We start from the raw sequence: 25,390 nt of genomic DNA on the forward strand, positions 1-25,390 counted from the left end.
AGCTCGAAGAAAAATCCAAGTATACGTCCGATTATTTCATCCCAGTATATCATTTCTGTTTGGTCTAATAAACAACGAAAGGTGAGGCGGACCCGTCGGACCGCTCACCGTTTCGTGTTGTTCTGCATTCGTGGTCTTACTTAATAGTCACTTCTTTTACGACCGGCTTGGCTTCTTCGACTTTTGGAAGAACGATGTTTAATACACCGTCTTTAAACTCTGCGTCGATAGCGTCGGTCTTTATGTCCTTGGAAAGATTGAAGCTGCGGCTGAACTCGCCGTAGTATCTTTCGCTCATAAGCACGTTTTCATTTTCGGTCTTGGTTTCTTTGTTTTTGGTGCCTTTAATTGAAAGGACACCGTTTTCAATGTTAACTTTAACGTCCTCTTTCTTAACGCCCGGCATTTCGAGGGTCAGGTAGAAATTGTCGTTGTCTTCCCTGATCTCTGTCCTCGGGGTAACGTTAATATTCCTGCTGATACCAGCCCAATCGCTGAAGATCGAGTCTATTGCTTCATCGAATGAAGCTAATCCTTTTGGTTTGTTAAATTTAACTAAGTTCATGGGTTGTTCTCCTTAAATGTTAATTTTGTTTTTAAACTCTGTTAATTCAGAATGTGAAAAATTTTTCAAACTCATAATATACTATAGCAAGGAGCGTGCCAAAGCTAAATAGCGAATTATATGTCACTAAGTGTGAAAGAAATGTCAAAAGGAGTGACAGGAAAGACAGGGGAGTGACAGATATGTCAGTGAAATGAAATTGCCACAGAGGCACAGAGTACGCGGAGAAAAGACTTAATGCCTGCGGCTCGCTCGACCGGCAATTTCCGCACGGCCGTTTGAATCACCTTTGGTGATTATGGAATAGTGGCTCGTTCGAAGTGATTAAACCGAATTAGCTGTTATTGACGTCCGGAAGTTATGGATCTAGATTGGCTTCGCCTAACTGGCGGTTCCCACCTCCGCGGGAATGACAAATTGGAGAAGGATTATTTCTTGAATAGGGATCTGGTTTTGCGGAGGTCGATGAGGCCGGTTGCCTGCAAGGTGGATAGGTAAACCATAAATAATGAGGCGAGGATAAGGAGGATATATTTTATCGAGACGTCCTGTAATGCATGAACGAGTGAGCCGCCAACAAAGAAAACGAGAGTAAGCAGGAAAATACCGGATAGCTTCCCGAGCTGGTAATTAACGGGGAAGATACGCTGGGAGATAATGTATAAAGCAATGAACTGTACAATGTATGTGATTAGAATAGCCCAGGATGCGCCAAAGATGCCGTATACGGGAGTAAGGATAAAGTTAAGAATGATGTTAACGATGAATGCGATGGCTGAGGCGAGGAGGAGGAGCGAGGTTTTGTTTTTCAGGAACGGCGCGGCGTTGAGATTGTCCGCGAGGCCGAGGAAGAAGTACGCGCCTAGGATCAGCGGGAGAATGCCAAGCCCGGACCAATATTCGGGAGCAAGTATGTGTATGCCGAAGAAATTAATTTTAGCGAGAGGCGCGGTGAAGAACGAGAAAAATAGAAATATGGAAAGCGCGATAAAGACAAAATATGTGAAAACGTTGGCGATGACCTTCTTGCTGTCTGGGTTTTCCGCGAGGTTAAGGAAGTAGGGCGTCCAGGCGAATTTAAAAGAGGCGATGGCGAGCGTCATTACGGATGCAAGACGGTAATTAGCCGAGTATATACCTACTAGCGATTCGTCAAAGAAATATTTAAGGAAGTAGCGGTCGGACTGGCTAATCAGGATAACGAAAATGCCGATGTAGATGAATTTGTTACCATAAGAGACGAGCTCCTTCATTAGTTGAGTCGAGACTTTCGGGAGCAAATATTCACGGGTAACGATAAGTCCGGCGATGAGCGTGAAAATGACGGACGCGATGTAGGCATAGAAAATTGCTTCGATACCAAAGTGGTATCCGATAATGAGAATGAGGTTAAGACCGAGATTTATCACCAGTGATATGGCTGTAATGACAGCGTATGTTTTTGCTTTAAGGTTAGCGCGGAGCAATAGTAACGGGTAACGTGACAGCGCATCGAAGAAAATGAGCAAGGCGAGGATCTTTATTAAGAATGCTGCCTGCGGAATATTGTCGAATTTAATGAGTTCAGCTATAGCACCGGACGTAAAATACAGAATTACGGAAAAGACGGCTGAAGTAACAGAGATCATCGTGAGCGTGGTGCAGTAAATGCGTGCTTTTTCTGTTTGGTCTTTGGCGTCGATGAAGAATTTGAGAAATGACGTTTCCGTACCAAACATATATAGTATATTCAGAAAAATCCAGAGGGAGAAGATAAGCGAGTAAACACCGAGTTCCTGCGAGGAAAAATAATCGGTATAAAGCGGCAGCAGCAAAACAGACAGCGAGCGGTTAAGGAAAAGCCCCATACCGTAGTAGACGGTGTGCGAGAAGAGCGTCTTAACATGTGATGTGTTTTCCTCAGACATCAGCAATATTATGTTTACGATACAATTCTTCAAGCTTTTCGTTAACTGCTTCGAAGGAGTGGTACTTTTCCACCCATCGGCGACCTTCGGTTATTTTATCTTTACGGAGCTGTTCACTGTCGATTATCGAAAGAAGATTCCCCTTTAATGTATCGATAGTGGAGTGAATCATTGGATTTTCCGGGATAAAATTGAGATAATCCACAGAGAACTCCGTGAAAGTCGGGATACCCATTGAGAGATTTTCGATGGAGTTTTTCCCGTACCCGCTTCCGCCCATCTCACCGCCGACCTGGTCAATTGCGAGGTCGCATGTCTGTTTCAGTTCGAGTAGAGCGTTTCGGTCCATATTTTCGATCAGTATAAACTCAATCCGCCGTTCTTTTTCAATTTCAGCAATAATCGGTAGTATTTTGTCAGTACCTTTAAATTTACGGTTGGTAGGGGAATGAATGATTTTTATAAGCGGGTTATTCCTTTCTTTTATCTCGTACTTTTTTACGTCAAAAGGAAAGAACAGATAATTAATTCCCTTATAAAGATCAATATGGTCGAACTCTACCGTTAGATTTAAATCGCTGATATCATCCAGTTCTTTAAAAATACCGCGTGTACGAAGGTCACTTCCATAATAACAGCAAACAATCTTCTTTCCCCGTTTTTTCATTTCAATGGCAAATCGGGAGTCACGGTAGAAATCCATTCCACCATCGAAATGGTAAATGTCAAATTTATCCAGGTCGTATTTTTTGATAATGTCTTCTATCTTGAACTTATTCATCAGATCGCGGAAAACGAAGTAAACATTTTCAGCGGTGTTCTTCGGTTTTATGTATTTAAGATCACGGGAAGCGGAGCCTGCCCATTCCATTTTAGAGTTGCGCCATTTAGACGCGAGAGAGCCGGAGGGGAGTTTGATCCCAAGAGTAATATCTTCTTCAAAGTTAAGCGTGTTTTGAAAAATTGTAACAAGACGTGATTCATATCCGGTCCGGCGCTGCATTAGGGTAAAGTCCATTGGCATACCGGCAAAGTTCTGCGGCGCAATATGTAAGACACGGGGTTTAGCCAAGCTAAGCGTTTAGTAAACGTAAAATATTTCCGCTGAATATAAGTTCTTTATCGGATGCGGGTATATCGAGTGACTCTACGATGGGGATATATGTCAGCGGGAGACCGAGATTATAATCGGAGCCGAAGATAACTTTTTCCGCGCCAACTTTATGCACAACTTTATTGACGAAATGAAATTCCCGGACAGATTCGGTGCCGAGGTAAACGTGTGGGTAATTGCCATTTTTCACGTCTTCAGCGCATTGCAGGAAAAGCCCAGGCTGGTCACCTCCAAGATGAGCGAGAACAACCATAAGGTCGGGATATTTTTTGGCGCATTCGAGAGGAAACTTGTAGCTTGCTATCTCCTGCCAGCGTCCGCAATGAACTATGACGGGTTTTTTCTTCTCGGATGCGATCTGTAAATATTTATCATAAGATGCATCGCTCATTCGTTTTCTCTGTATAGATGGATGTATCTTAAATGCTGAAATGCTGTCGATGTTCTGCTCCAGGAAACTATCGAGACCCGGGTCTTCCGGATTTATCCATGCCATGTAAAAGAATTTAAAATCGGGATGATCGTCTATCTGCGCAAACAATTCGGCATTCGGTGTGGCGTCGGTAGGCATAGCGAGCGCAGCATCCACGCCGGAAGATTTCATTACCTGTATCGCTTCAGGGATAGTGGATTCATAATTAAAGAAAATATCGCTCCATTTGCCAATATGTATGTGGGAATCGATTATCATTCCAGGATGTCTCCTTTGTGAAAATTATCAATAATAGAAACGGGATTCAAGGATTCATCGGCAAGTGAAGTGATGTTGATCGAACCATTACCACACTTTACAGTGACAGAATCTTCCGTTATAAAGTTTATTTCGCCGGGTTTACCTACTTCATTATCCAACAGTATCTCGGAATTAAGAGCGATGAACTTTTTTGCACCGGATTCGAAAAAAGCACCGGGGAAGGGCGGTATAAGAGCGCGAATTAGGTTAAATATATCTCTCGCGCTTCTATTCCAATCGATCTTACGCTCCTCGTCGGATATTTTTCTATATGCTTTTGGATTTTGAGAAAGGTCCTGCTTCCTGCAATCCAGGGTTTCCCGTTTGAAAGTCTCAAAGAAACGCTCAATGAGAGGAGCTGTTTCTTCTGCACATCTTTTTGAGAGAGTATTAATGTCATCTTTATCGGTTATGGGGATCACTGTCTCGAGGCAGACATCACCGGAATCAACTCCTACATCCATTTTATGCAGTGTAAGTGTGAAAAATTTTTCTCCATTGATAATGGAGCGGGATATTGGAGCGCGTCCGCGGTATTTCGGGAGTTTCCCTCCGTGTATATTAAAAATGCCGTGCTTTGGGATATCCAGTGTATCTTTTTTTATTATTTCCATGAATCCGAGACACATACCGACGTCGCATTTTGCAAGCTCCGTGTGAATTTCAGAGATCTTATTTACATGGAAAATCGGTATTGAATTGGACACACAAAGTTTTGTAATAGGTTCGTAAAATGAATCTTTAAGTCTGTCGTAATCAAGATCCGTATGAGTAACTACGCAATGAGGTTTATACCCTTTCGCTATGAGGTCTCTCAGGCAATTATAGCTTATTATGCCGTGCGCGAGAAAAAAAAACTTCATTTCAGATTTTTTTTGTACCATGCAAACGTGCGTTTTATACCCTCGTTTAGATCAACTTTTGGCACATAGCCGAGCAATTCGGTGGCCTTTTCAATGCTCGGGATACGAAGCTCGACATCCACATAATTTTTCGGAACGTATTTGATCTTTGACTTAGTCGGGCAGAGGGTAATTATTTTCTCAGCGAGAGAGGAGATCGTTACGGTTCCCTTTGGATTACCGATATTAAATATTTCACCGACAGCTTTCTTTTTAGTCAGGCAGAGCTCTATACCCTGAAGCATATCGTCTATGTAACACCATGATCGAATCTGGTCGCCGGCTCCATGGATTTGTATGGTTTTGTTTTTGACAGCGTTTTTGATAAATATCTGTATAGCACCTTCACCTACCTGTCCCGGTCCGTAAATGTTGAACGGACGTATGGTAACGCAAGGGTAGCCTTTCACTTTATAATAGCTGTGGACGAGGTGCTCGCCGGCAACCTTGCTGATGGAATACGTCCAGCGGGCTTCACCTACGGGAGCAAAGTTAGTGCTGGATTTCTCGGTGGATTTATAAGCGTAAGCGCCGAGCACTTCACTTGTGGAGAAGTCCAGGACTCGTTCGAGTTTAGATGAATATTTCTTTAAAGACTTAAGCAGATTAAGAGTCCCGATCATATTTACTTCCATTGTATTGATCGGGTTTAGGATTACCGTATCAATGCCCGCGATCGCGGCAAGATGAACTACAACCTGGGGCTTAAAATCCTGCGCGGTTTTTGTAAGTAGAGAAAGATCCAGTACGTCGCCCTTTACGATCTTGATATGCCGGGAAGAGAGTCCTTTATCAGAAAGCGAGTCGCGATGGAAATTATCGTAAATAAGGATCTCGTTATCCTTGTGAAGTTTGGACGCGAGGGTACTGCCGATGAATCCGGCACCCCCAGTAAGTAATACTCTTTTGTTTTTAATGTTCACGTATTGTTATTTTATTTACCACTAATGTAAAGTTCGTAAGTTTTGCGTAAGAACCCGCTTGCCATAAATTTCTTTTTGAATGAGAAAAGTCCTTCGAGGAATTTATAGCCGATATTTGACGTGCCTACGTCGTACACTCTGTAACCGTTCTTTTTCGCCCACTCGATGGATTTAAACAGTATAAGGTCTGAAACCCGCGCTCGTTTGTACTCTTCGTGCGTCGCCATGTAGAAGTTCAATATCACATCCTCCTTTACCTTAAAGAGGATGCATATACCGGCGATGACCCCCTCGATCTCCGCATAAAAAAGGAATATCTTATCGGGGAGATTATTTTTTAAGTATATCAACTCTTTGATGGAGTGTGTCGGAGTAACATTTTTTAGCTGACGGTTTTCAAGAAGTACGGAATAATATTCTTTGAAATTCTCTTCATCGAGTTCTTTGTCCAGTATTTTGACTTCAATATTTGTATCGGATTTTTTTATCGAGCGCTTTTTGGGGTTAGAGAGCTTTTCAAATTCAAAATTCGTTAAATCGACAATGTTCGTTATCGAATTTTTAGTAATAGAAAATCCTTCATGGAGCAGAGCGTATTCATATTCTTCGTCGGGATTTTTTTGGTAAATGAACGGCTGGTTCCGCAGGATAATGCGGTTAAACCCCTGCGCTTTAATATATTTTCGAAACGTTCTAATAATCTCATTATAATCGATTAGGTCGAGCTTATCGCTCCACGTGAAACCGCCGAAGCTGGCACCGTTGCATGAGATGAATGTTTTACCATTCACGTCTGTTCTTTCGCATCCCGTAAGCAGTGCGGCAATTTTCTTAGTCTTTTCCTCGCGGAATTTAAGATGATGCCATTTGATCCTTTTGCTGAAAAGGTCATTGTAGACGAGGAACTTAGGGTCGAAGAAAAGATTATAGTTCGTTTTAAGGAAACGCGTCCAATCGGGATCTTCGTTAATATTTACTTTAGTGCATTCGAACATATGTCAATTTTGATAAAGCTCGTAGCCGCCGGTTCTTTTAACGAGTTTAAAGTTTTCCGGTATGAATTTTTTTGAATCGGGATACTCGGTCCTATTAATATTGTCCTTTTCCACTATGATATTATATTCACCCTTTGTTAGGGTATCGAGAATGTTCTTAACGTTATCAAATCCGTCTTTCGTATCGGCAAAATAGTAAGAGTATTTGTCATTATGCCAGCCAATGTCGAGTCCATCGAAATAAAAGCTAAATTGGGGATTATACCGGAAAAAACTGCCTACATAAAATATTTTTTCCTTACCGGATGCATCGATCTCCTCTTTGACAGGAGTAAGCCGGAATTCGTAATCCCAATCCAGTGGTTTCACAAGGAAAAAGATATTAACTCCAAGAAATACCGCAACGATCATTCCTGTAAGCAAATTGCTTATATTAGTTTTCTTTGCCAAGAAGAACGCAATAGCAGATAATAAAATAATACTTACAACCAGCATTAGCAGTACAATTATTTTATTAGATTCTGCAATGTATTCTTTGATATCGGGACGGTAATAGTATGATGCGAACCATAAGATGTTGAATAATATTGCAAAGAGCAAAGTGGATTTTTCCCGAGTGAAACCGGGCTTCATATCAAAAAGATACCGGGGTATAATCAAACATGCAGGCGCAAGAATAAGTAGGACATATACCTCCAACTTGGTTCTAAATGATGAAATAATAATAAGACCAACAAGGAACCACACCCACAAGAAAACTTTTCTCCAATCGAGATTTTTGTAGTTACGCGCGTCTTTCAATAGGCTGAAAAACGCTATAATACCAAAAGGTATAATGCTCAGGAAGTAATTTATATGGTACAGAACTCCGGAGCCTTTTTCGTTTTGCTCAACACCTACGAATGCTCTATCGAAAATATGAAAGCCGAGAAAATAATGAAGAAACTCCTGTCCATATGTAACAATCATATACAGGTGCCACGGAAGCGCGATCAAAACACCGATCAATGTGAGTACAAAAATGTTATTAAACGTCAGAGAAGTCTTTTTTCTTTGCAGTATCCAGAAGAGAAACAAGATAATTGGAATGTAGAATCCGACGAGTATCTTAACCATAAGGCATAACCCAAACGTGATACCAACATAAATGATATATTTACTCTGCGGATTTTTTATATATAGAACGATATAGTAAAACGCCAGTAGTATAAAGAAGGTGTATGGTATATCGAATTGGAAGCGTTTGGCGAATACATTGAATATCAAATTTCCCGAAAGAATAAGCGCTGAAAGGAATCCTGTTTTAAGATCGTACATTTCCTGCCCGATCTTCATGATAAAGTAAATACTTCCAAGTCCGAACAGGAATGGAATTATCTTGAAAACAGGAGCACTCGCGCCAAATATTAAAGTGAAAGCGTAACCTATCCAGATGAGAAGTGGCGGATGTGAGCCGGAATAGAATTTACCAACGGAATGCATGCTCTGGTCCCAGACATCGGCATTATCGTAAATAGACATCACGCGGGTTGCGTACATGCCTTCATCCCAGGGCTGTATGTCTGCCGTTAAAAGGGTGGGTAATTTGACGATACATAAAAAAATAACGAGAAAAAGATACAGCTTTAAGAAATTTTTCCCGTTGTTTATGTAATCTAAAAATTGATCGAATGAATTAGCCATTAGCTTTTACATACTCAAATCAATTGAAATTGATGCCGAGTGAGAAAGCATTACTTGTACCAAATTCGCTGGAGTAAGGAATGAACGCGTAATCGAGTTTAATACCTTTATATTTGAATCCCACTCCTGTAGTGAAGTTTTTATTTTCGTAACCGGACTGATAACCAGCGCGGACAAATAAGAAATCCTTATATCCTACCTCACCTCCGGCATGAAGATGGAGAGAGCCCCCGTCCATAACCTTGAATCCTTCTACTCCTATACGGAAATCGAAATCTTTCTTAGAGAATCTATATCCACCGCCTAAGCGAACAAGAGTAGGGAGGTTGGTCGGTACATTTCTCAGGTCATCAAGCGAGCCGAGATTAGCAATCGTACCGGAGAGGCTAAAGTTATTTTTTTGATAGCTTGCTCCAATATCAAATCCAACACCGGTTGCATCATCGATATATATCTTTTCATAAAGCCACTTGGTTGTAAGTCCAATGGAGAATGTTTCCGAAAGTTTATATCCCATGGAAATTCCAATGGAAAGATTTTCCGCACTGAATGTGCCGATAGGGTCACCGGGAGTAGTGCGTATCTCAATATTATCGACGCTGGACCTAACAACTCCAAGTCCCATAGTGAGTCTGCCGCCTAGATTAAACTTTGCCGCAATAAAATCGTTATTCAGATCCTGAATGGATGAATTATGCATGAGGGAGACGTTCTTTGGTGAGCCAAAGCTGAGTCTCGCAGGATTATACACATATGCAGTTGCGTCTTCAGACAGGGAGGAATAAGCCTCGCCCATTGCCATTGATTCCGCACCGACACCGAGCTTAAGGAATGCCATCCCGGTATTACCCGCGCCGTCATTCTGCGCGAAAAGATTAGTAGCAAAAAAGCAGGCTGTTAGTATTATTATTGTCGAAATCTTATTTGTCATATCACTTAAATTTAAATCCTACACTTATATTTTGAATTGGGTCATGTGTATAGGGCTCAAGCTGGAATGAATAATCCAGTCCCAGCATCGTAGTTTTGCCAAAATTTTTATAAAATCCTACACCAAAAGACGGTTTCATATTTCCCAATATATCGTCATTTGCGAAATCTATCCTTTCAACGCCTGCTCTAAACCTTATCTGGTTAGTTACAAACGCTTCACCTCCGAGTTTAAATGAAATAACATTGTCAACAATACCATCCGTGGATGTAAACTCTGTTGTTCCTGTTGGACCAGGATTTTTTTGATACTCAGCTTCAATGGAAACAACACCCAGATTCTTTGGAAGTAAATAACTTGCTCCCAGATTAATGAGCGTTGGGAATTTGTCTGTTGTAGTATTTCCAAATAAAGAACCGTAAAGGTCCTGTGTATTCCACTCGTTCTTTGCGTTAAGGTCACGAACAGCCAGACCGATAGCAAGATCAGGCCGTGGTTTTACAATTGCCCCAAGGTCGAATGCTACGGATGTGCTTGTCACGTTGTCGAAGAGTTTGGAATAATAATATTTAAAGCCAACTCCAACGGAAATATTGTCGCTTACAATAAAGCCTGTGCCAAGGTAGAACTGGTTATCAAATGTGGAAAACGTTCCTATCTGTCTTGTATCATTGTCACGTCCGTCAATGTCAGTTACACCGGCGTTAAGCCATGAAAAGGATATTCCCGCGCCTCTTATCTGCTGGTTAGGGAATTCGATCTTTTTTGAAAAACCGACGAAATTTAGCTGGCGGTCGAGACTGAGAAATGTATAACCAACGCTCGCATAACCTTCTTCCTGGAATGTCGATAGTGCAGGGTTATAGTAGCCGGAAACGTCACTGAAGATATTGGCGACCATTGCATTTCCCATAGAAAGACCGCGCGCTCCGAAACCGAGCCGGGCAAACGATCCCGCATAGCTTCCCGCCTGGGAATAAGCCCCTGTGTATGAAATCAAACTCAATAATATTATTATAAGTATCTTTCTCATCTAAATTATATTCAATTATTGTAACACGAGAATTTTACCCCAGTACTCATCTTCATTATCCACCTGGATCCTGTAGAAATAAACTCCATTAGCAACCTGTACTCCATTATCATTTTTTCCGTCCCATTGAGTGAATATCTCATCGGGGGTATTGCGGGTTGCGTTTTGGATTACGGTACGAACCTGCTGCATACCAAAGTCGAAGATCTTAATTGTGATCTTTGAGCTTGCTTTGCCCGTCTTATAGAATATACGTACGACCTCGTCATCAGGTGCAAACGGATTCGGGGCGGCGTAAGTTTTGATGTCAGAACTTAGATTAATTGGTGTTATCGACCTGAATACCTTCCATTGTCCAACCCATGGCTGACCGAATTCGATAGTTCTCAGCAAACCGTCTGCCGAACCTATATAAAGAGTATCGGAGACATGATTTGCGGCATAGAAAAGCTGTGTCGTGATAAGGTCATTTGTCGTCAGATCAACTATCGTACCTGCTTTAGCCCAAATGAATTCATTGAAATTAGCACGCCATAGTCCTTCGTTTGTCAATCCATATACTATGGAATCTTTTGACCCGATACCGTTTGGAGGTATGTCGGGAAGCGTATTGAACCATGTGAATCCGCCGTCAGAAGAATAAGTGAGCGAACTGGATTCTGCATTATCATCCGCGGGACGGCATGCTGCCCATAGGATGTTATTTCCTGCATAGCGCTGGACATGCATATTAACTACAAAGTTACCTCCCACACCGTCCGATGTCGGAGAGTGGGTTGTGTTCTGATAATTATATTTTCTCCAGCTTTTACCCCAGTCGGTGGAGCGGTTGATACCGTCAGCCGTACCAACGAACAGAGTAGAGTCATTCAAAGCATCAATTGTAAAAACGCGGTGATTAAGATTTTGCAGTGGGTCGAGTTTAAAAGTATATCCCGTACCGGTTATGTAAATGCTGTCGAGGTCGTCCGGTGGCAGAACAACGCGCTGCCATGTATTTCCGTAATCGGTTGATTTTCTGAGTCCGCCTGCGAATGACGTAATCCATATCGTGTAATTCAGAGTATCGTTTTCCGTGTGTGTAATGGAAAGGTCGTAAGAGAGATTTTGCTCGGGCACAACAACCGGAAGCGCGTCCAGTGTATTGCTTCCGTATTGAACAGTCGTATCGTTTATTCCGTCAATTGGTTGGGGGAAAGAAGACCAGTTAAGCCCGTAGTCCGAAGAAACTTTAATGCCTGTTCCGGTCGGGATAGGGTCGTCATTAATTATCTGTGTTATAGCAGTACCGGCGACAACCATTTTTTCGAAGGTATTGAAACCGGAGATGTCATCTTCACCAAAGGGGTCGAGTCCGAAATAACTATCGAAAGTCTTGAAATTATCGGTGGTCCTCATTATTCCGCTGCCGGTGCCGAACCAGACCGTGTCACCATTGAGAATAATATCGGTGATGAAGTTACTGGCGGGGTATGGCTGATTTACAGGGGTAACAAGGATACGGGGACCGTTGTCTTTTTTATTAGTGTGATAAATGTAATAGCTGTTGTAATTCTTAACTCCGAACGATTCAGGTATAAAAGCTACCTGCGCCTTTGAAACGGGAGTCAAGAAAAATACGGTCAATATTATTAGAATAAGTTTTTTCATCAAGGTCTCACGAATTTAATGCTGTCGAGATACTGCGCGCTTAAAACACCGGACCTGTCTCTTCCCTGGAAGACATATTTATAGTATCCGTAGAGTGAATCTTCTGCCGCAGGAGTAACCGGTGCCGTATATTCATACCTGTTACCGGCAGGGTTCGTCATTATAAACGGTTGTCCATTATTAAGAGGGAAGCCGGTTGGTCGGTATCCGTAAAAGAAAATATCGACTATGTCACATTTGCCGTTGAGGTCTGTTGCGTCAATCGAGATCGTCAAGTCGAAAAACCCGGTTGTTGGTCTTACGACGCTATCCGGCAACATCGGGTTAGACAATATTATCGGCTGATTAGCAGTATTAACAACGGGAACGGATATAATTATCAAATTGCTGAAAAGACCAAGCTGATCATCTGCGACTAACTGTAGTTTATAAATGCCAACTAAGAGACATGATATCCCGGTAACATTGATATTTCCGGAGTAATTATTTCCACCTACATTTTGAAGTTGGTATTCGCCAACGAATTCGTTAAGCGAATTATATAATGTTGCGGTAACGGTATTGATCGGGTTAGTGGATGTAACTACAGCGTCCACGTCGAAATTTATCTGCGGAGATGCCGAAGTAGTTCTTACTGTATCAACGGAAAGCGATGTGCTGACAATTACCGGCGCAGTATATTGCGGGTCTATGACGTCAGTGGAATCTTTCTCGCAAGAAAATAGAAAGACCGCAAGCAACAGAGCAATTAATACAGAAAGTGAATTATTTAGCGTTTTCAGGGTACTGTCTTTAGTTCAGGAATACGTTTCTAAATAGTAGATGTGAAGTGTATAAGGTGTAAGTTTATGATTAATAAATGTTACTCAAGATAGAATAATAGGTCTGAAGTGTCAAGGATGTATTTTTGTAGTATATATATGACTTTTTCGCTTAATCTTGGCGGTTATTTTTGTTAAAATCGTACAAATTATTGTAATGAACCAAAAAAAGACATTAACAAGCTATTTTACAGAGGTTTTCTCCGGTCTAGACTACGGCGAGGAGTTTATCTTTACGAAAGTAAAGAATAAGTACCTGGGGCTTTCGCGAGGAGAGCTAGTTTGTGCTATCCGGAAGCTGATTGATGAGCTGGAAAAGATGGGTTTGAAGAGGGGCGACAAGGTGGCTATCATTGCGGCGAACAGGACGGAGTGGGTGATGACGGATTTTGCGTGCATGTTCCTGGGTATTGTAACTGTTCCAATATATAATTCATTAAGTCCGGAGCAGATAAAATACATTTTACAGGACTCAGACGCGAAGGCGTGCTTCCTTGCTTCGTCTTATATAATGGATAAAGTGCTGGCGATAAAAGATAAACTGCCTGAGTTGAAGACGGTGGTAAGTTATGATGACTTCGATGAGATGAATAGGGTGGAGGGAGTAATATTTTTTTCGGAAATGATGACTGGTCAGGAAGATAAACCGAAGAAGTGTATGGAGGAGCTGATGAAACTTGCTGAGAAAGTGAATGAAGATGACCTGCTGACAATAATATATACATCCGGTACGACAGGGACGCCAAAGGGTGTCATGCTGACGCATAAGAATATTTATTCTAATGTGCAGTCATGCCAGAAGATATTACAGATAGATAGGAACGACGCATTCCTTTCTTTTTTGCCATACTGTCATGTGTATGAAAGGACAGCAGGGTATTATTTAGCGATATTTACGGGAGCGAAGATATATTACGCGCAGAATATAGATACGATCGCGGTACAGATGCCGGAGGTGAAGCCGACGATAGTGATCATGGTTCCCCGACTGCTAGATAAGATGTACAATAAAGTTTTGAGACGGGGTGATGATCTGAAACCAATAAAGAAGAAGATATTCGAGTGGGGTGTGAAAGTGGCAGAAGAGAATTGGGATAGGAAAAGCTCGCTAAAATGGAAAATTGCGAATAAGCTGGTATTCGAGAAGGTAAAGGAGAGGACAGGCGGCAGGATACGGTTCTTCGTTTCCGGCGGTGGAGCTCTGAACAAGAAGATCGGGGAGTTTTTCGAGGGTGTAGGTGTGTCAACACTGGAAGGGTATGGCATGACGGAATCTTCTCCTGTAATTTCAGTAAATAGACCGGATAAGAACAAATATGGTACAATAGGGAAGGCGCTGGACGGTGTGATGGTGGATTTTGCAGAGGACGGAGAGATACTGGTGAAGGGAGATCTGGTGATGAAAGGATATTATAAAATGCCGGAAGAGACGGAGAAAACGATAACGAACGGGTGGCTTCACACGGGGGATATTGGTGAGATAGATGATGAGGGTTATATGAAGATCACGGATAGAAAGAAATCACTCTTTAAAACTTCCGGTGGTAAGTATGTAGCGCCGGCACAAGTGGAGGAAGTACTTAGAGGATTGAGTTATCTTGATCAGATGGTGGTGCTGGGCAATGGGAGAATGTATGTGACAGCACTGCTTGTTCCCAACTATGAGGAGTTAAGGGTATATGCAAAAGGCAAAGGTATCACAGGTTCGAATGAGGAATTAATCAGCAATGAGGAGCTTTTAAAAGCAATAGAACGTGACATAAAAAGGGTGCAATCAGGTCTTGGTACACATGAGAAGGTGAGAAAATTCAGATTCCTGTCTCAGCCTATGTCGCCTGAGACAGGTGAGATGACGCCAACGCTCAAAGTAAAGCGCAAAGTAGTAGAAGAGCGATATAAAGATCTTATCGAGGAAATGTATTACGACATTTAAAATTCCATTTAATATTAATTCTAAATTTGTTTAATTTGTAAAGCTTAAAATTATCTATGCTCGACGGATACATACCAATTTTTGTAATAATTATTATATCACTATTATTTGCGGTAGTGAACATAAATTTCTCCTCGTGGTTCGGACCAAAACGTCCGAATAAAGAGAAACTCAGTACCTATGAAAGCGGTGTAGAACCAATAGGAACGGCAAGAGACAGGTTTTCTGTGAAGTATTACATGGTGGCTGTGAGTTTCATAGTGTTCGATATCGAAGTGGTGTTTTTGTATCCCTGGGCAGTATCCTTCATTAATATGGAGAAACCTGAGATGACATATTCTTTCATAGTGGGATTGGTATTTATAGTAATTTTAACAATCGGATTGATATATGAATATAAGAAAGGAGTTTTGAAGTGGGATTAGAAGATCTAATTGCCAAAGAAGGGTTTCTGACCTCAAAGGTAGACGCATTATTTAAATGGTCGCAGAAAAATGCTTTATGGCCTATGCCTATGGGTATATCATGTTGCGCAATCGAGATGATGGCTTTTGCCGGACCGAGATTCGACGTAGCGAGATTTGGAAGTGAAGCATTCAGATTTTCCCCAAGACAATCGGATCTAATGATAGTAGCAGGGACAGTAACTTATAAAATGTCAAAGGTTGTGAGAAAAATATATGATCAGATGCCTGATCCCAAATGGGTTATTGCTATGGGTGCATGTACATCAAGCGGTGGTATGTATAGAACGTATTCCGTGGTACAGGGAATCGACCAATTTCTTCCTGTCGATGCTTACGTAGCAGGATGTCCGCCGAGACCTGATAACTTATTAAACGCTCTTATGAAGATACAGGAAAAGATACAGAAGGGTAAATTTGAAGGAGTTGGACCAAATTTAAATTAGAAGTTTTCGTAATGACTGTAAAAACAAGGGAATACGAACAAAGTTCAATTCCCTTTTTTTTTATACATTTTTAGCTAATATTTAGGAAGTTGTGTTGATTTAATGATTATTTAATACTCTTGTCAGATTATTAGATCAATATAATTATTTTAACACCCAAAAATCGAGGAGGAGTCATGAAAAAACTATTACCTCTAGTTGTATTCATTTTAGCAATTTTCAGCAGTATTAATTTGAAAGCTCAGATCATGGAAGATTTTGAAAGCTCAGATTCAACTCTTCCAGCAGGATGGAGCAGAATTAATAATGCAGGATTTATAATCTCAGCAGACCCGGATGTTAACTGGACTGTAAGAGATTCTGGGCAATATGCTCCCGGTCTTTCCTCAGCTTTAACTCAGTCACACAACAGTTTAAGGTCTGTTGGAATCAGCTGGTGGGCAAGTATTGATACAGTATCAGGTGCAACCACAATTTCGGATTGTTACCTGGTTACCCCGAGTTTTGTACCGCAAAGCAATTGGAAGATAAATTTCTGGGCAACCGGTGGAAGCACGAACTATTCCGATAGTCTTCAGATATGGCTTAGTGTAATTGACTCAACAGCTTCAAGCTTTACAGAGTACATTAACACAATTGCATGGCCTACTGGATCAACATACGGAAACTGGACTGAGTATACTTATGATATACCATCATTCGTATATGGTCTTACAACCTGGGTAGGATTTAGATATTACCAGGATTGTGCTGTAGACGGATTCTTTGTTTATATAGATGATGTCTTTATTGGGGATCCGACCTCTATTTCACAAATCGGAAACAATGTCCCTGATAAATTTGCATTATACCAAAATTATCCTAATCCATTCAACCCAACGACAACAATAAAATTTGATCTTGCAAAGAGCACTAACGTAAGCCTTATAGTTTACAATACTCTTGGTCAGGAAGTTGCCAGGTTGTTTGACGGTAATCAGGGACCGGGATCTTATGAAGCTAACCTGGATGCATCAAAATTATCCAGTGGAACATACTTCTATAGATTGACAACAGATTACTATACAGAAACCAAGAAAATGCTTCTCGTGAAGTAATCTCAATAAATACCTAGTTTTAAAGGTAATCCTGTGAAGAACGGGATTACCTTTTTTTGTTATTTAAAATGAATAATATAATGTTTAATTTGAATAATAGATTATTCTTTATACTCGATTTATGACAGAAGATAGACTTAACTCTCTAAAAGACATACTAAAGGATTTTGATATAGTTTTTGGAGACGTAAACGGCACACCAGACATTACAATCAAGAAAGAAGAAGTAATAAATGTATGCAAAACGCTGAAAGGAGCCGGTGATATGAACTGGCTTGTTGATGCTGTGAGCGTAGACCGTTTCAAGAAGGTTGAAAGGTTTGAAATGGTTTACAATTTGCGTTCGGGAAAGCACAAAGACAGGATGTTTTTAAGGATAAAGCTCGATAGTAAGAAACCAGAGATGGAAAGCTTGACGCAAGTATGGACGTCAGCAAACTGGTACGAGAGAGAAGCTTATGACATGATGGGTATTAACTTCATTAATCATCCTGATCTGAGAAGGATGTATATGCCCGAAGATTATGAATATTATCCTCTAAGAAAGGATTTCCCGCTTATGGGAATACCCGGGTCAATACCATTACCAAACAAATAAAGAGTTTAAGTTTATGTCACAGGATATAAGAGAAAGGTTACTAGAAAACGATCCAACGATAAAAAGGACAAGGATACTCGAAGCGCTCGAGTCGGAGGATATGAGCGTTCAATTCGAGGATGCGCTCGATAATGAGATGGTGCTTAATATGGGTCCCCAGCATCCTGCGACACATGGTGTATTAAGATTATTATTAAAGCTTGATGGTGAGACAGTTATAAAATGTGTTCCTGAGCTTGGATATTTACACAGGGGATACGAAAAGCTTGCGGAAGCTTCCACATATCACGAGTTCATTCCACATACAGACAGACTCGATTATCTCCAGCCGATTGCTAATAACGTCGGCTATGCACTTGCAGTTGAAAAGCTGATCCATCTTGAAGTTCCCGAGCGCGGACAGTACATAAGAATGATCGTTGCAGAATTAGGCAGGATACAATCGCATCTGCTTGCGATTGGTGCTTTGCTCATCGATATAGGTGCGATAACACCATTTTTGTGGTGTATAAGGGAGAGGGAAAAGATTCTCGACATATATGATCTAATTTGCGGTGCGAGATTTACGACATCATATACTAGAATAGGTGGTGTAGCCCAGGATGTGAGCGATCTTGCCATCAGTAACATAGAGAGATTCATTAAAGACTTTCCGGGCTATCTGCAAGAGTGCAGAGATCTTGTAGAAAGGAATAAGATTTTTATAGTACGAACTGAGGGAGTTGGTTATTTATCACCGGAAGAGTGTCTCGAATACGGATTAACCGGTCCTCTAGTTAGAGCGGCTGGATATGACCTCGATCTAAGGAAAGACGAGCCGTATCTAATGTATGACAATGTGGATTTCGATGTGCCAACTTATAATTCCAGTGATTCTCTATCACGTTATTATGTAAGAGTAGAGGAAATGCTCCAATCTGTAAGAATAATCGAACAATGTATCAGTAAGATGCCAAAGGGCGCATACAATTCGCTGAATCCAAAGAAAGTACTGCCGAAAAAGCAGAGGGTTTATACGAAAATGGAAGAGCTTATTCATGACTTTATGCTGATAAATTTTGGTATTAATCCGCCGGTAGGCGAATCATATCAAGCGATTGAAGCCTCCAAAGGAGAACTTGGCTTTTATATTATAAGCGACAGCACAGGACATCCATGGCGTTTAAAAATAAGAAGCCCCAGTTTTAGTAATCTCCAGGGACTTCCTCCAATGATGGAAAACTGCTTTATCGCAGATACGGTTGTTATAATAGGAAGCGTCGATCCAGTGATGGGTGAGGCTGACAAATAAGAAATTAAAAATGAGTAAAGAGATCACAAATCATTTATTTGATGAGAACGAGCTAAAGGAAGCCGAAAAAATACTATCTCACTTTCCAAGTAAGATGTCGGGTACCTTGCCATTGCTTTGGATGCTTCAGGAGAAGTTCGGCTGGATATCAAAGGAATCGATGGAATATGTCGGTCAGCTTTGTGAAGTGCCGTATGACCATGTACTGGGTGTGGTGACATTTTATACAATGTATAATAAGAAACCTGTCGGAAAGGTGCATTTGCAGGTATGTACGAACGTTTCATGTATGCTAAGGGGAGCAGACAGGATTTATGACCATATCTCGAAGAAACTGAATATCAGGAATAAAGAAACTACAGAAGACGGATCATATACTCTTGAGAGAGTGGAGTGTCTTGGGAGCTGTGCATCGGCTCCAATGGTGCAGGTAAATAACAAAGAATATTATGAGAACCTTGAACTTGACAAGATAGATGCGTTGCTGGAAGAGTTAAAGAAAAAGTATTCAGCCTGAAAATAAATCAAGATGGTAAAAGTAATTCTGAAAGACATACCCGATCTAAACAAACTTGACGTTTACGTTGCTAACGAAGGATTTTCCGCATTGAGGAAGTGTCTCACCGGAATGTCTCCTGACGATGTGATAGAGGAAGTTAAAAAATCAAATCTCAGAGGCAGAGGCGGTGCATGTTTCCCGACCGGATTGAAGTGGAGCTTCATGCCTAAGGGTAATGAGAAGCCCAAGTATCTTGCGTGCAACGGAGACGAAAGCGAACCGGGTAGTTTTAAAGACAGGGAAATTTTCGAAAGGAACCCATTCCAATTTATTGAAGGAGCATTAATTGCGGCATATGCAATAGGCGCGGAAGCCATATATCTATACATAAGAGGCGAATACTGGAAATGGATAAACATAATGAATGATGCGATAAAGGAATGCTATGATAAGGGATATATTGGAAAGAATATAATGGGTTCGAAATATTCATGCGATATGTATCTATATAAAGGTGCCGGCGCATATATATGCGGAGAAGAATCCGCTATGATGAATTCGCTGGAAGGAAAGAGAGGCTATCCAAGGATAAAACCTCCATTCCCGGCACAATTTGGGCTGTGGGGATGTCCAACTACTATCAATAATATCGAAACATTATCATGTGTCCCGGAAATAATAAAGAACGGGGCTGAATGGTTCGCCGGAATTGGGGCTCCGAAGCATCCAGGTACGTTACTTTATGGTGTAAGCGGGCATGTAAATAAGCCGGGTGTATATGAATTACCTTCGGGGACGCCGTTGATGACGATCATAAACGACTACGCAGGGGGAGTACTCGACGGTAAAAAGATAAAGATGGTGATACCGGGCGGAAGTTCGATGCCGCCGCTCACTCCAAAAGAGTGTGAGGACATCGATATGGATAATGAGAGTCTGAAGGCAATAGGTTCGGCTATTGGAACAGGCGGAATTATTGTAATGAATGAAGATACTGACCTTGTTGAAGTGCTGACGAGGATAACACACTTTTATTATCATGAGTCATGCGGACAATGTACACCGTGCAGAGAAGGATGCGGATGGATGCTGAGGGTATTAGAAAGGATAGAAGCTGGAATGGGAAGAAAGAGTGATCTGGATCTGCTGGTTTCAGTTGCAAAGAATATTGAAGGAAATACAATATGCGCACTCGGCGAGGCAGCAGCTTGGCCGGTGAAATTTACAATAAACAAGTTTTACGATGAGTTTGCTGCAAAGATAGTTCCGGATGAAAAAGATCTTCCTACAATGAACAAAGTACATGGTCTGAAGCACTCTTCCCAATATGAAGTCCTGAGAAATGATAAAGAGCAGGAGATAGTCGAAGAAATGATTGGAAAGGTGAGAGAAAACGTGAAAGAGAAAAGAAGTACAATATAGATTTTAATCAGAAATAAAAAAACCCCGCTTTTGCGGGGTTTTTTGTTTGATATGGCTCTAAGATTACCGTCTTCCTAATTTTACTTTTAGAGTTACTTCCTTTCCGTCTCTCAATACAATGAAGTCTACTTCTTCATCCGGCTTATACATTCCCATAGCATACATAAAGTCATAAATGTTTTCGACATCTTTTTCACCGAACTTAATAATAATATCGCCTGCCTGCATACCACCCTGGTCGGCGGGACCTCCCTCCTGTACCCCGGATAATTTCATACCCTTGCCGTCGTATGCATAGTCGGGAATCGTACCGACATGTACCCTGACATTACCCATTGGCTGGGTTTCCTTGTTGTCTTCGGGAGCTTTGGTAAATTCCGGCTTAGTGGTTTCATTATCAATCTCGGCAGCTATATCATACATCAGGTTTAGAACTTTAGCTTCTCCGTCATAATCCAGCTTTTCATAAGTATCGCTTGGTTTATGATAATCTTCGTGTGAACCTGTGAATACGTGGATAGATGGAACATTATGCGCGTAGAAGCTTGCATGGTCCGATCTTCCAAACCCTGCCGGATCATATGTTATGTCAAAATTATAATTTTTGTTAATATTGTTGATCATAGTTTCCCATATTGGAGAAGAGCCTGTACCATAGATAACTAGTTTGTCATCCTTAAGCCTTCCGATCATATCCATATTGAGCATGGCAATGATGTTCATATCTTTAAATTTCTCGGAATTAGTAAAGTATGACGAGCCAAGAAGTCCTGCTTCTTCACCGGAAAAGAGCATGAACACTATGTCATGTTTTAATGTGTTCTTTATCGAGGTAAATTTTTGCGCAAGTTCCAGTACCCCTGCATCCCCTGACGCGTTATCGTCAGCACCATGATGAATCTGTTTGTCTGTGCCTGTGTAGAGTGACCCGTATTCACCGTAACCAAGGTGGTCATAGTGAGCCCCAATTACGATTGCTTCATCCTTTGCAGTCGGATCATTTCCTTCCAGGATGCCAATGATATTACCCGTAGTTACAGTTCGGGGTTCAACATCAGCAGTTATGTTTACAGTTACATCGGGAATGTCAAATGATGAAGGCGCACCGCTATCATTAATTTGTTTTTGGATTCCGGCAATATTTTTCCCTGTAGGGGCAAGTATTTTATCAAGAGTGTTTCTTGTTATGTTAATAACCGGGATGCCTGCGTCCTTATATGCGTTTGAGAAAGAGAGTGCAACAAGTCCATCTTCTTCATCATCGAGAGGTCCTGTCACGAAGATAATTCCGGCGGCCTTTTTCTCTTTTGCGGTGATGGTCTTAACGATTAAAGGTGCATATTGCTGTAGAGTTTGGTTATGGGGATCATTAGAATAGGGAGTATATCTCATAATAACAACAATCTTGCCATCGACGTTAATGTCCTTATAGTCATCATACCCGCTAGACTCCGCGCTGATTCCATAGCCCACGAAAACCAGATTACCGCTCACGGTAGTATTCTGTGTAAAGCCCATTGGTGTGAAGTCATGCCCAACTGTGAAGGATTCATCTTTCCCGTTTATGTCTGCCGAGAAGCTGTTATTTGTACCCAGGTCAACAGATGTGATCATCTCGAAATTCTGAATAAAAGTGCCGTTATCACCAGCCGGTTTTATACCATATGATTTGAACTGCTCGATTATATAGTCCTCGGCCTTTTGCATGCCGGGTGTTCCGGGGAATCTGCCGGCGAGTTCATCAGAAGAAAGATACTTAACATGTTCCTTTAGTTCACCGGAGGTAATCTCGGTATTTGGATCACCACCAAATCCAAACGAAATGGTAGCAATAATAAATGAAGCTACAAATAAACTAAATTTTTTAAACATTTTCTTTACCTGCAATTTGTTATTTAACAACAGTCATTTTTTTTGTTTCAGTAAAGTCATTAGTCTCCAACCTATAAAAATAGATTCCGCTTGATGCATTATTAACATTGTACGTAACTTCGTATGTACCAGCTGTGAGCTCAGAATGAACAAGCTGTTTAACCTCTCGTCCAAGCATATCGATAACTGTTAGCTTCACGTAGCCGGTTTTTGGCACTGAAAACCTAATATTAGTTGACGGGTTGAACGGATTTGGGTAATTCTGCTCAAGGGAGTATGATTTTGGTATAGTTGTGCTAATATTATTTAACGAGGATAATACATCAATCTCATATACTCCACGCCCATGAGTACCAAGTCTTAATTTATTTATCCCGGAATGATAATCCAGATGCATAGCTACAGTATTAGGTAAACCGTTAGCTAATTCAATCCACGATGCTCCCCAGTTATCTGTCATAAATACTCCGACATCCATGGCAACGAGGTATGTACTTGTTGAAGTACCAGGGTAGTAAATCAGACCGTCATTTGTTGGTGAATCCGGTAGATTACCACTTATATTTGACCATGACAAACCACCGTTTGTGGTCTTATATATTTTCCCGGCACCGAATCCGGAGTATGTTAAAATAGCAACATTGGACGAATCAGGGTGTATACTGACACTTGTTATGGTTCTGCCCGGGAGTCCGGCTGTCACATTAGTGAAATTATAACCTCCGTCTGTAGATCTATATACTGTACTACCCGATGTTGCATACAATATGAGGGGATTGGATTTCGATATTGCCATTTCCCTGATGACACCGCTGGTACCGTTTGAGATAGCAGTCCAGCTCGATGCAGAATTTGTAGTCTTAAAAACCTGTTGCCTGGCAGTATAAAATATACCAGCCGAGTCCGGGTGTGAAAGTATAGGACCAACCCATGCAGCCGATCCGGATAATCCTCCTGTGCCGTTTGACCATGAAGCTCCACCATTTATAGATCTTTGGATACCATTATTCTGACTTTCGCCAAGTATCTGCAGATTATTTTGCTGGTTAAAGCAAACCTCGCCACCGTCACCGCCAAAAGCTGCGCTCCAATTAATTGTACCGGTAGTCCTTTGCGTTCCATTATCTTGCGTTCCTCCCATAATGAAGGAGCTATTTGAAGGATTGGAAGCAATTCTATAGAATTGTGTAAGTGTCAGTGTAGAATTTAAATTAGTCCAGTTTGAACCCTGGTTTGTCGAATACCATACGCCTCCGTCGTTTGTACAGTACATCTTATTTACATCGGAGGGGTGAAATGCCATATTATGCTGGTCAGGATGTACAGTACCATTAGTATAAGCCATTGTAACATTAGTGAAGGTATTGCCATTTGTTGTTCTCCATACATCAACAGCTCCGACAAAAGCAAGGTTGGGATCAATTGGGCTTACGTGCATATAGAAATCGTACCATGCTTGTCCACCATTAAAGTTAGTACCTACCGAAACCTGGGAATAGTTAAACCCTGAGTTTGTAGATTTGTAAACTGTTATAGAGCTACCTCCATAAATCGCCACATACATTACATTCGGTGAAGATTTACAGATTGCCATGTGATTCCTTGTTTGAGGAACGACACCAGACGTTGAATTGAAGGTGAAATTTGCACCTCCGTTAGTAGATATTACATATCCAGTACCAGAGCCGATAGCGTATGATGTATCACCCCATGGAGTGAATACGACATCGTCACATCTGCCAACGACTATTTGTGACCAATTCTGTCCGGAGTTTGTACTTCTATATAGTCCAGAGTTTCCCATTGCCGCAAGAAGCTCATTTGGGTGTCCCGGTCTAATTACAATTCTAGATGTATATGATGAAGAAGGAAGACCACTTGTATAACTTGTCCAGGAATCACCACCATTTGTAGATTTTAACAAACCTCTTCCGTAATACGATGCGCCACTATATGTCGCCTCGCCTGTGCCATAATAAATGATGTTTGTATTAGTTGGATCAATAGCGATCGAACCGGAGGAAAGAGAAACTTCATTATCTGATTTGGGAGTCCAGGTATTGCCAGCATCGGTTGACTTCCACACACCCCCGTAAGAGGCTCCAATATAAATCACATTTGGGTTCGTAGGATCGATTGCAATCGTAACTATTCTAGAGGCTATATTACCATAGTTAAAATACGCTCCGGATGTAGGTCCTAAGCTAGTCCACGTATTTGTATTGTCATTATAAAACCCATATGTTTGTCTGAGCTGTTCGCGCTGTTGATACGCAATCTTATAAGCATCTGCAGGGATATAGTTATAGGGAAACATCCTTTGTTCATAAAACCACCTTTCCCGGTTAAAAGCATTCCTTTGGGAGACCTCCTCACTTGCCTTGTCGTAGATATTATTTGGAATATTGAGGTCTTGTGCAATTCCAGACATATATATTAACAGAAATATTGGAATTGATAATAGTTTTTTCATAATTTAGTTTAAATTTTGGGTTAGGTGAAATTTTTTCC

Annotated in this window: 22 protein-coding genes; 8 read left to right on the forward strand and 14 right to left on the reverse strand. The window is 41.2% G+C overall.

Annotated features, from left to right (window positions below; translation table 11 throughout):
• Positions 1-136: 136 nt before the first annotated feature.
• The 12 genes from H6614_03015 to H6614_03070 form a co-directional block, all read right to left on the reverse strand.
• Positions 137-565 carry an Hsp20/alpha crystallin family protein gene (locus tag H6614_03015; protein ID MCB9242619.1) on the reverse strand — a complete coding sequence of 143 codons (429 nt, stop codon included), beginning with the start codon at positions 563-565 and terminating at the stop codon, positions 137-139.
• A 428-nt stretch (positions 566-993) separates the two neighbouring features.
• Entirely contained in the window at positions 994-2,505 is a 1,512-nt protein-coding gene (locus H6614_03020; protein MCB9242620.1) for an oligosaccharide flippase family protein, read from the reverse strand.
• Positions 2,465-3,544, reverse strand: coding sequence for a hypothetical protein (locus H6614_03025; GenBank protein MCB9242621.1), 1,080 nt, complete (start codon positions 3,542-3,544; stop codon positions 2,465-2,467). Before H6614_03025 ends, H6614_03020 begins: the two co-directional genes overlap by 41 nt.
• 1 nt (position 3,545) lies before the next feature.
• Positions 3,546-4,277, reverse strand: coding sequence for an amidohydrolase family protein (locus H6614_03030; GenBank protein ID MCB9242622.1), 732 nt, complete (start codon positions 4,275-4,277; stop codon positions 3,546-3,548).
• On the reverse strand, positions 4,274-5,182 hold the full coding sequence (locus tag H6614_03035) for a methionyl-tRNA formyltransferase (protein ID MCB9242623.1): 909 nt from the start codon (positions 5,180-5,182) through the stop codon (positions 4,274-4,276). The genes H6614_03030 and H6614_03035 overlap by 4 nt, the downstream gene beginning before the upstream one ends.
• Positions 5,179-6,138, reverse strand: a complete 960-nt coding sequence (locus tag H6614_03040; protein ID MCB9242624.1) for an NAD-dependent epimerase/dehydratase family protein — start codon at positions 6,136-6,138, stop codon at positions 5,179-5,181. The genes H6614_03035 and H6614_03040 overlap by 4 nt, the downstream gene beginning before the upstream one ends.
• 17 nt (positions 6,139-6,155) lie before the next feature.
• Positions 6,156-7,139 (reverse strand): GNAT family N-acetyltransferase, encoded by a 984-nt coding sequence (locus H6614_03045; GenBank protein ID MCB9242625.1) that lies wholly within the window; start codon positions 7,137-7,139, stop codon positions 6,156-6,158.
• Between the two features lie 3 nt (positions 7,140-7,142).
• Positions 7,143-8,822 carry a glycosyltransferase family 39 protein gene (locus H6614_03050; GenBank protein MCB9242626.1) on the reverse strand — a complete coding sequence of 560 codons (1,680 nt, stop codon included), beginning with the start codon at positions 8,820-8,822 and terminating at the stop codon, positions 7,143-7,145.
• 19 nt (positions 8,823-8,841) lie between these two features.
• Positions 8,842-9,753 carry a PorV/PorQ family protein gene (locus H6614_03055; protein MCB9242627.1) on the reverse strand — a complete coding sequence of 304 codons (912 nt, stop codon included), beginning with the start codon at positions 9,751-9,753 and terminating at the stop codon, positions 8,842-8,844.
• Between the two features lies 1 nt (position 9,754).
• Positions 9,755-10,786, reverse strand: coding sequence for a hypothetical protein (locus H6614_03060; GenBank protein MCB9242628.1), 1,032 nt, complete (start codon positions 10,784-10,786; stop codon positions 9,755-9,757).
• Positions 10,787-10,801: 15 nt separating this feature from the next.
• Positions 10,802-12,436 (reverse strand): hypothetical protein, encoded by a 1,635-nt coding sequence (locus H6614_03065; GenBank protein MCB9242629.1) that lies wholly within the window; start codon positions 12,434-12,436, stop codon positions 10,802-10,804.
• Positions 12,436-13,176 (reverse strand): hypothetical protein, encoded by a 741-nt coding sequence (locus H6614_03070; GenBank protein ID MCB9242630.1) that lies wholly within the window; start codon positions 13,174-13,176, stop codon positions 12,436-12,438. The genes H6614_03065 and H6614_03070 overlap by 1 nt, the downstream gene beginning before the upstream one ends.
• A gap of 238 nt (positions 13,177-13,414) precedes the next feature.
• Between H6614_03070 and H6614_03075 the strand changes: the two genes are divergently transcribed.
• The 8 genes from H6614_03075 to nuoF all read left to right on the forward strand — a co-directional run bounded on the left by H6614_03075 (position 13,415) and on the right by nuoF (position 21,007).
• A complete protein-coding gene (locus H6614_03075) occupies positions 13,415-15,190 on the forward strand; it encodes a long-chain fatty acid--CoA ligase (protein MCB9242631.1) in 1,776 nt (591 codons plus the stop codon).
• 56 nt (positions 15,191-15,246) lie between these two features.
• Complete coding sequence (locus H6614_03080) at positions 15,247-15,615, forward strand: NADH-quinone oxidoreductase subunit A (protein MCB9242632.1); 369 nt, start codon at positions 15,247-15,249, stop codon at positions 15,613-15,615.
• Entirely contained in the window at positions 15,606-16,100 is a 495-nt protein-coding gene (locus H6614_03085; GenBank protein MCB9242633.1) for an NADH-quinone oxidoreductase subunit B, read from the forward strand. Before H6614_03080 ends, H6614_03085 begins: the two co-directional genes overlap by 10 nt.
• A gap of 176 nt (positions 16,101-16,276) precedes the next feature.
• Positions 16,277-17,197: a T9SS type A sorting domain-containing protein gene (locus tag H6614_03090; GenBank protein ID MCB9242634.1), complete on the forward strand. Its 921-nt coding sequence runs from the start codon at positions 16,277-16,279 to the stop codon at positions 17,195-17,197.
• A 121-nt stretch (positions 17,198-17,318) separates the two neighbouring features.
• A complete protein-coding gene (locus H6614_03095; GenBank protein MCB9242635.1) occupies positions 17,319-17,795 on the forward strand; it encodes an NADH-quinone oxidoreductase subunit C in 477 nt (158 codons plus the stop codon).
• A gap of 13 nt (positions 17,796-17,808) precedes the next feature.
• The gene (gene nuoD / locus H6614_03100) at positions 17,809-19,086 is read left to right on the forward strand and encodes an NADH dehydrogenase (quinone) subunit D (GenBank protein ID MCB9242636.1); all 1,278 of its coding nucleotides are present in this window, start codon (positions 17,809-17,811) and stop codon (positions 19,084-19,086) included.
• Between the two features lie 10 nt (positions 19,087-19,096).
• Positions 19,097-19,603 (forward strand): NAD(P)H-dependent oxidoreductase subunit E, encoded by a 507-nt coding sequence (locus H6614_03105; protein MCB9242637.1) that lies wholly within the window; start codon positions 19,097-19,099, stop codon positions 19,601-19,603.
• Between the two features lie 12 nt (positions 19,604-19,615).
• Entirely contained in the window at positions 19,616-21,007 is a 1,392-nt protein-coding gene (gene nuoF / locus H6614_03110) for an NADH-quinone oxidoreductase subunit NuoF (protein MCB9242638.1), read from the forward strand.
• Positions 21,008-21,070: 63 nt separating this feature from the next.
• Here nuoF and H6614_03115 read toward each other — a convergent pair whose 3' ends face one another.
• Entirely contained in the window at positions 21,071-22,879 is a 1,809-nt protein-coding gene (locus tag H6614_03115) for a M28 family peptidase (protein ID MCB9242639.1), read from the reverse strand.
• A gap of 19 nt (positions 22,880-22,898) precedes the next feature.
• Complete coding sequence (locus H6614_03120) at positions 22,899-25,352, reverse strand: T9SS type A sorting domain-containing protein (GenBank protein MCB9242640.1); 2,454 nt, start codon at positions 25,350-25,352, stop codon at positions 22,899-22,901.
• Positions 25,353-25,390: the final 38 nt, after the last annotated feature.

The sequence above is a fragment of the Ignavibacteriales bacterium genome (genome assembly GCA_020635255.1).
Taxonomy (GTDB): domain Bacteria; phylum Bacteroidota; class Ignavibacteria; order Tepidaquicellales; family Tepidaquicellaceae; genus JAEYVS01.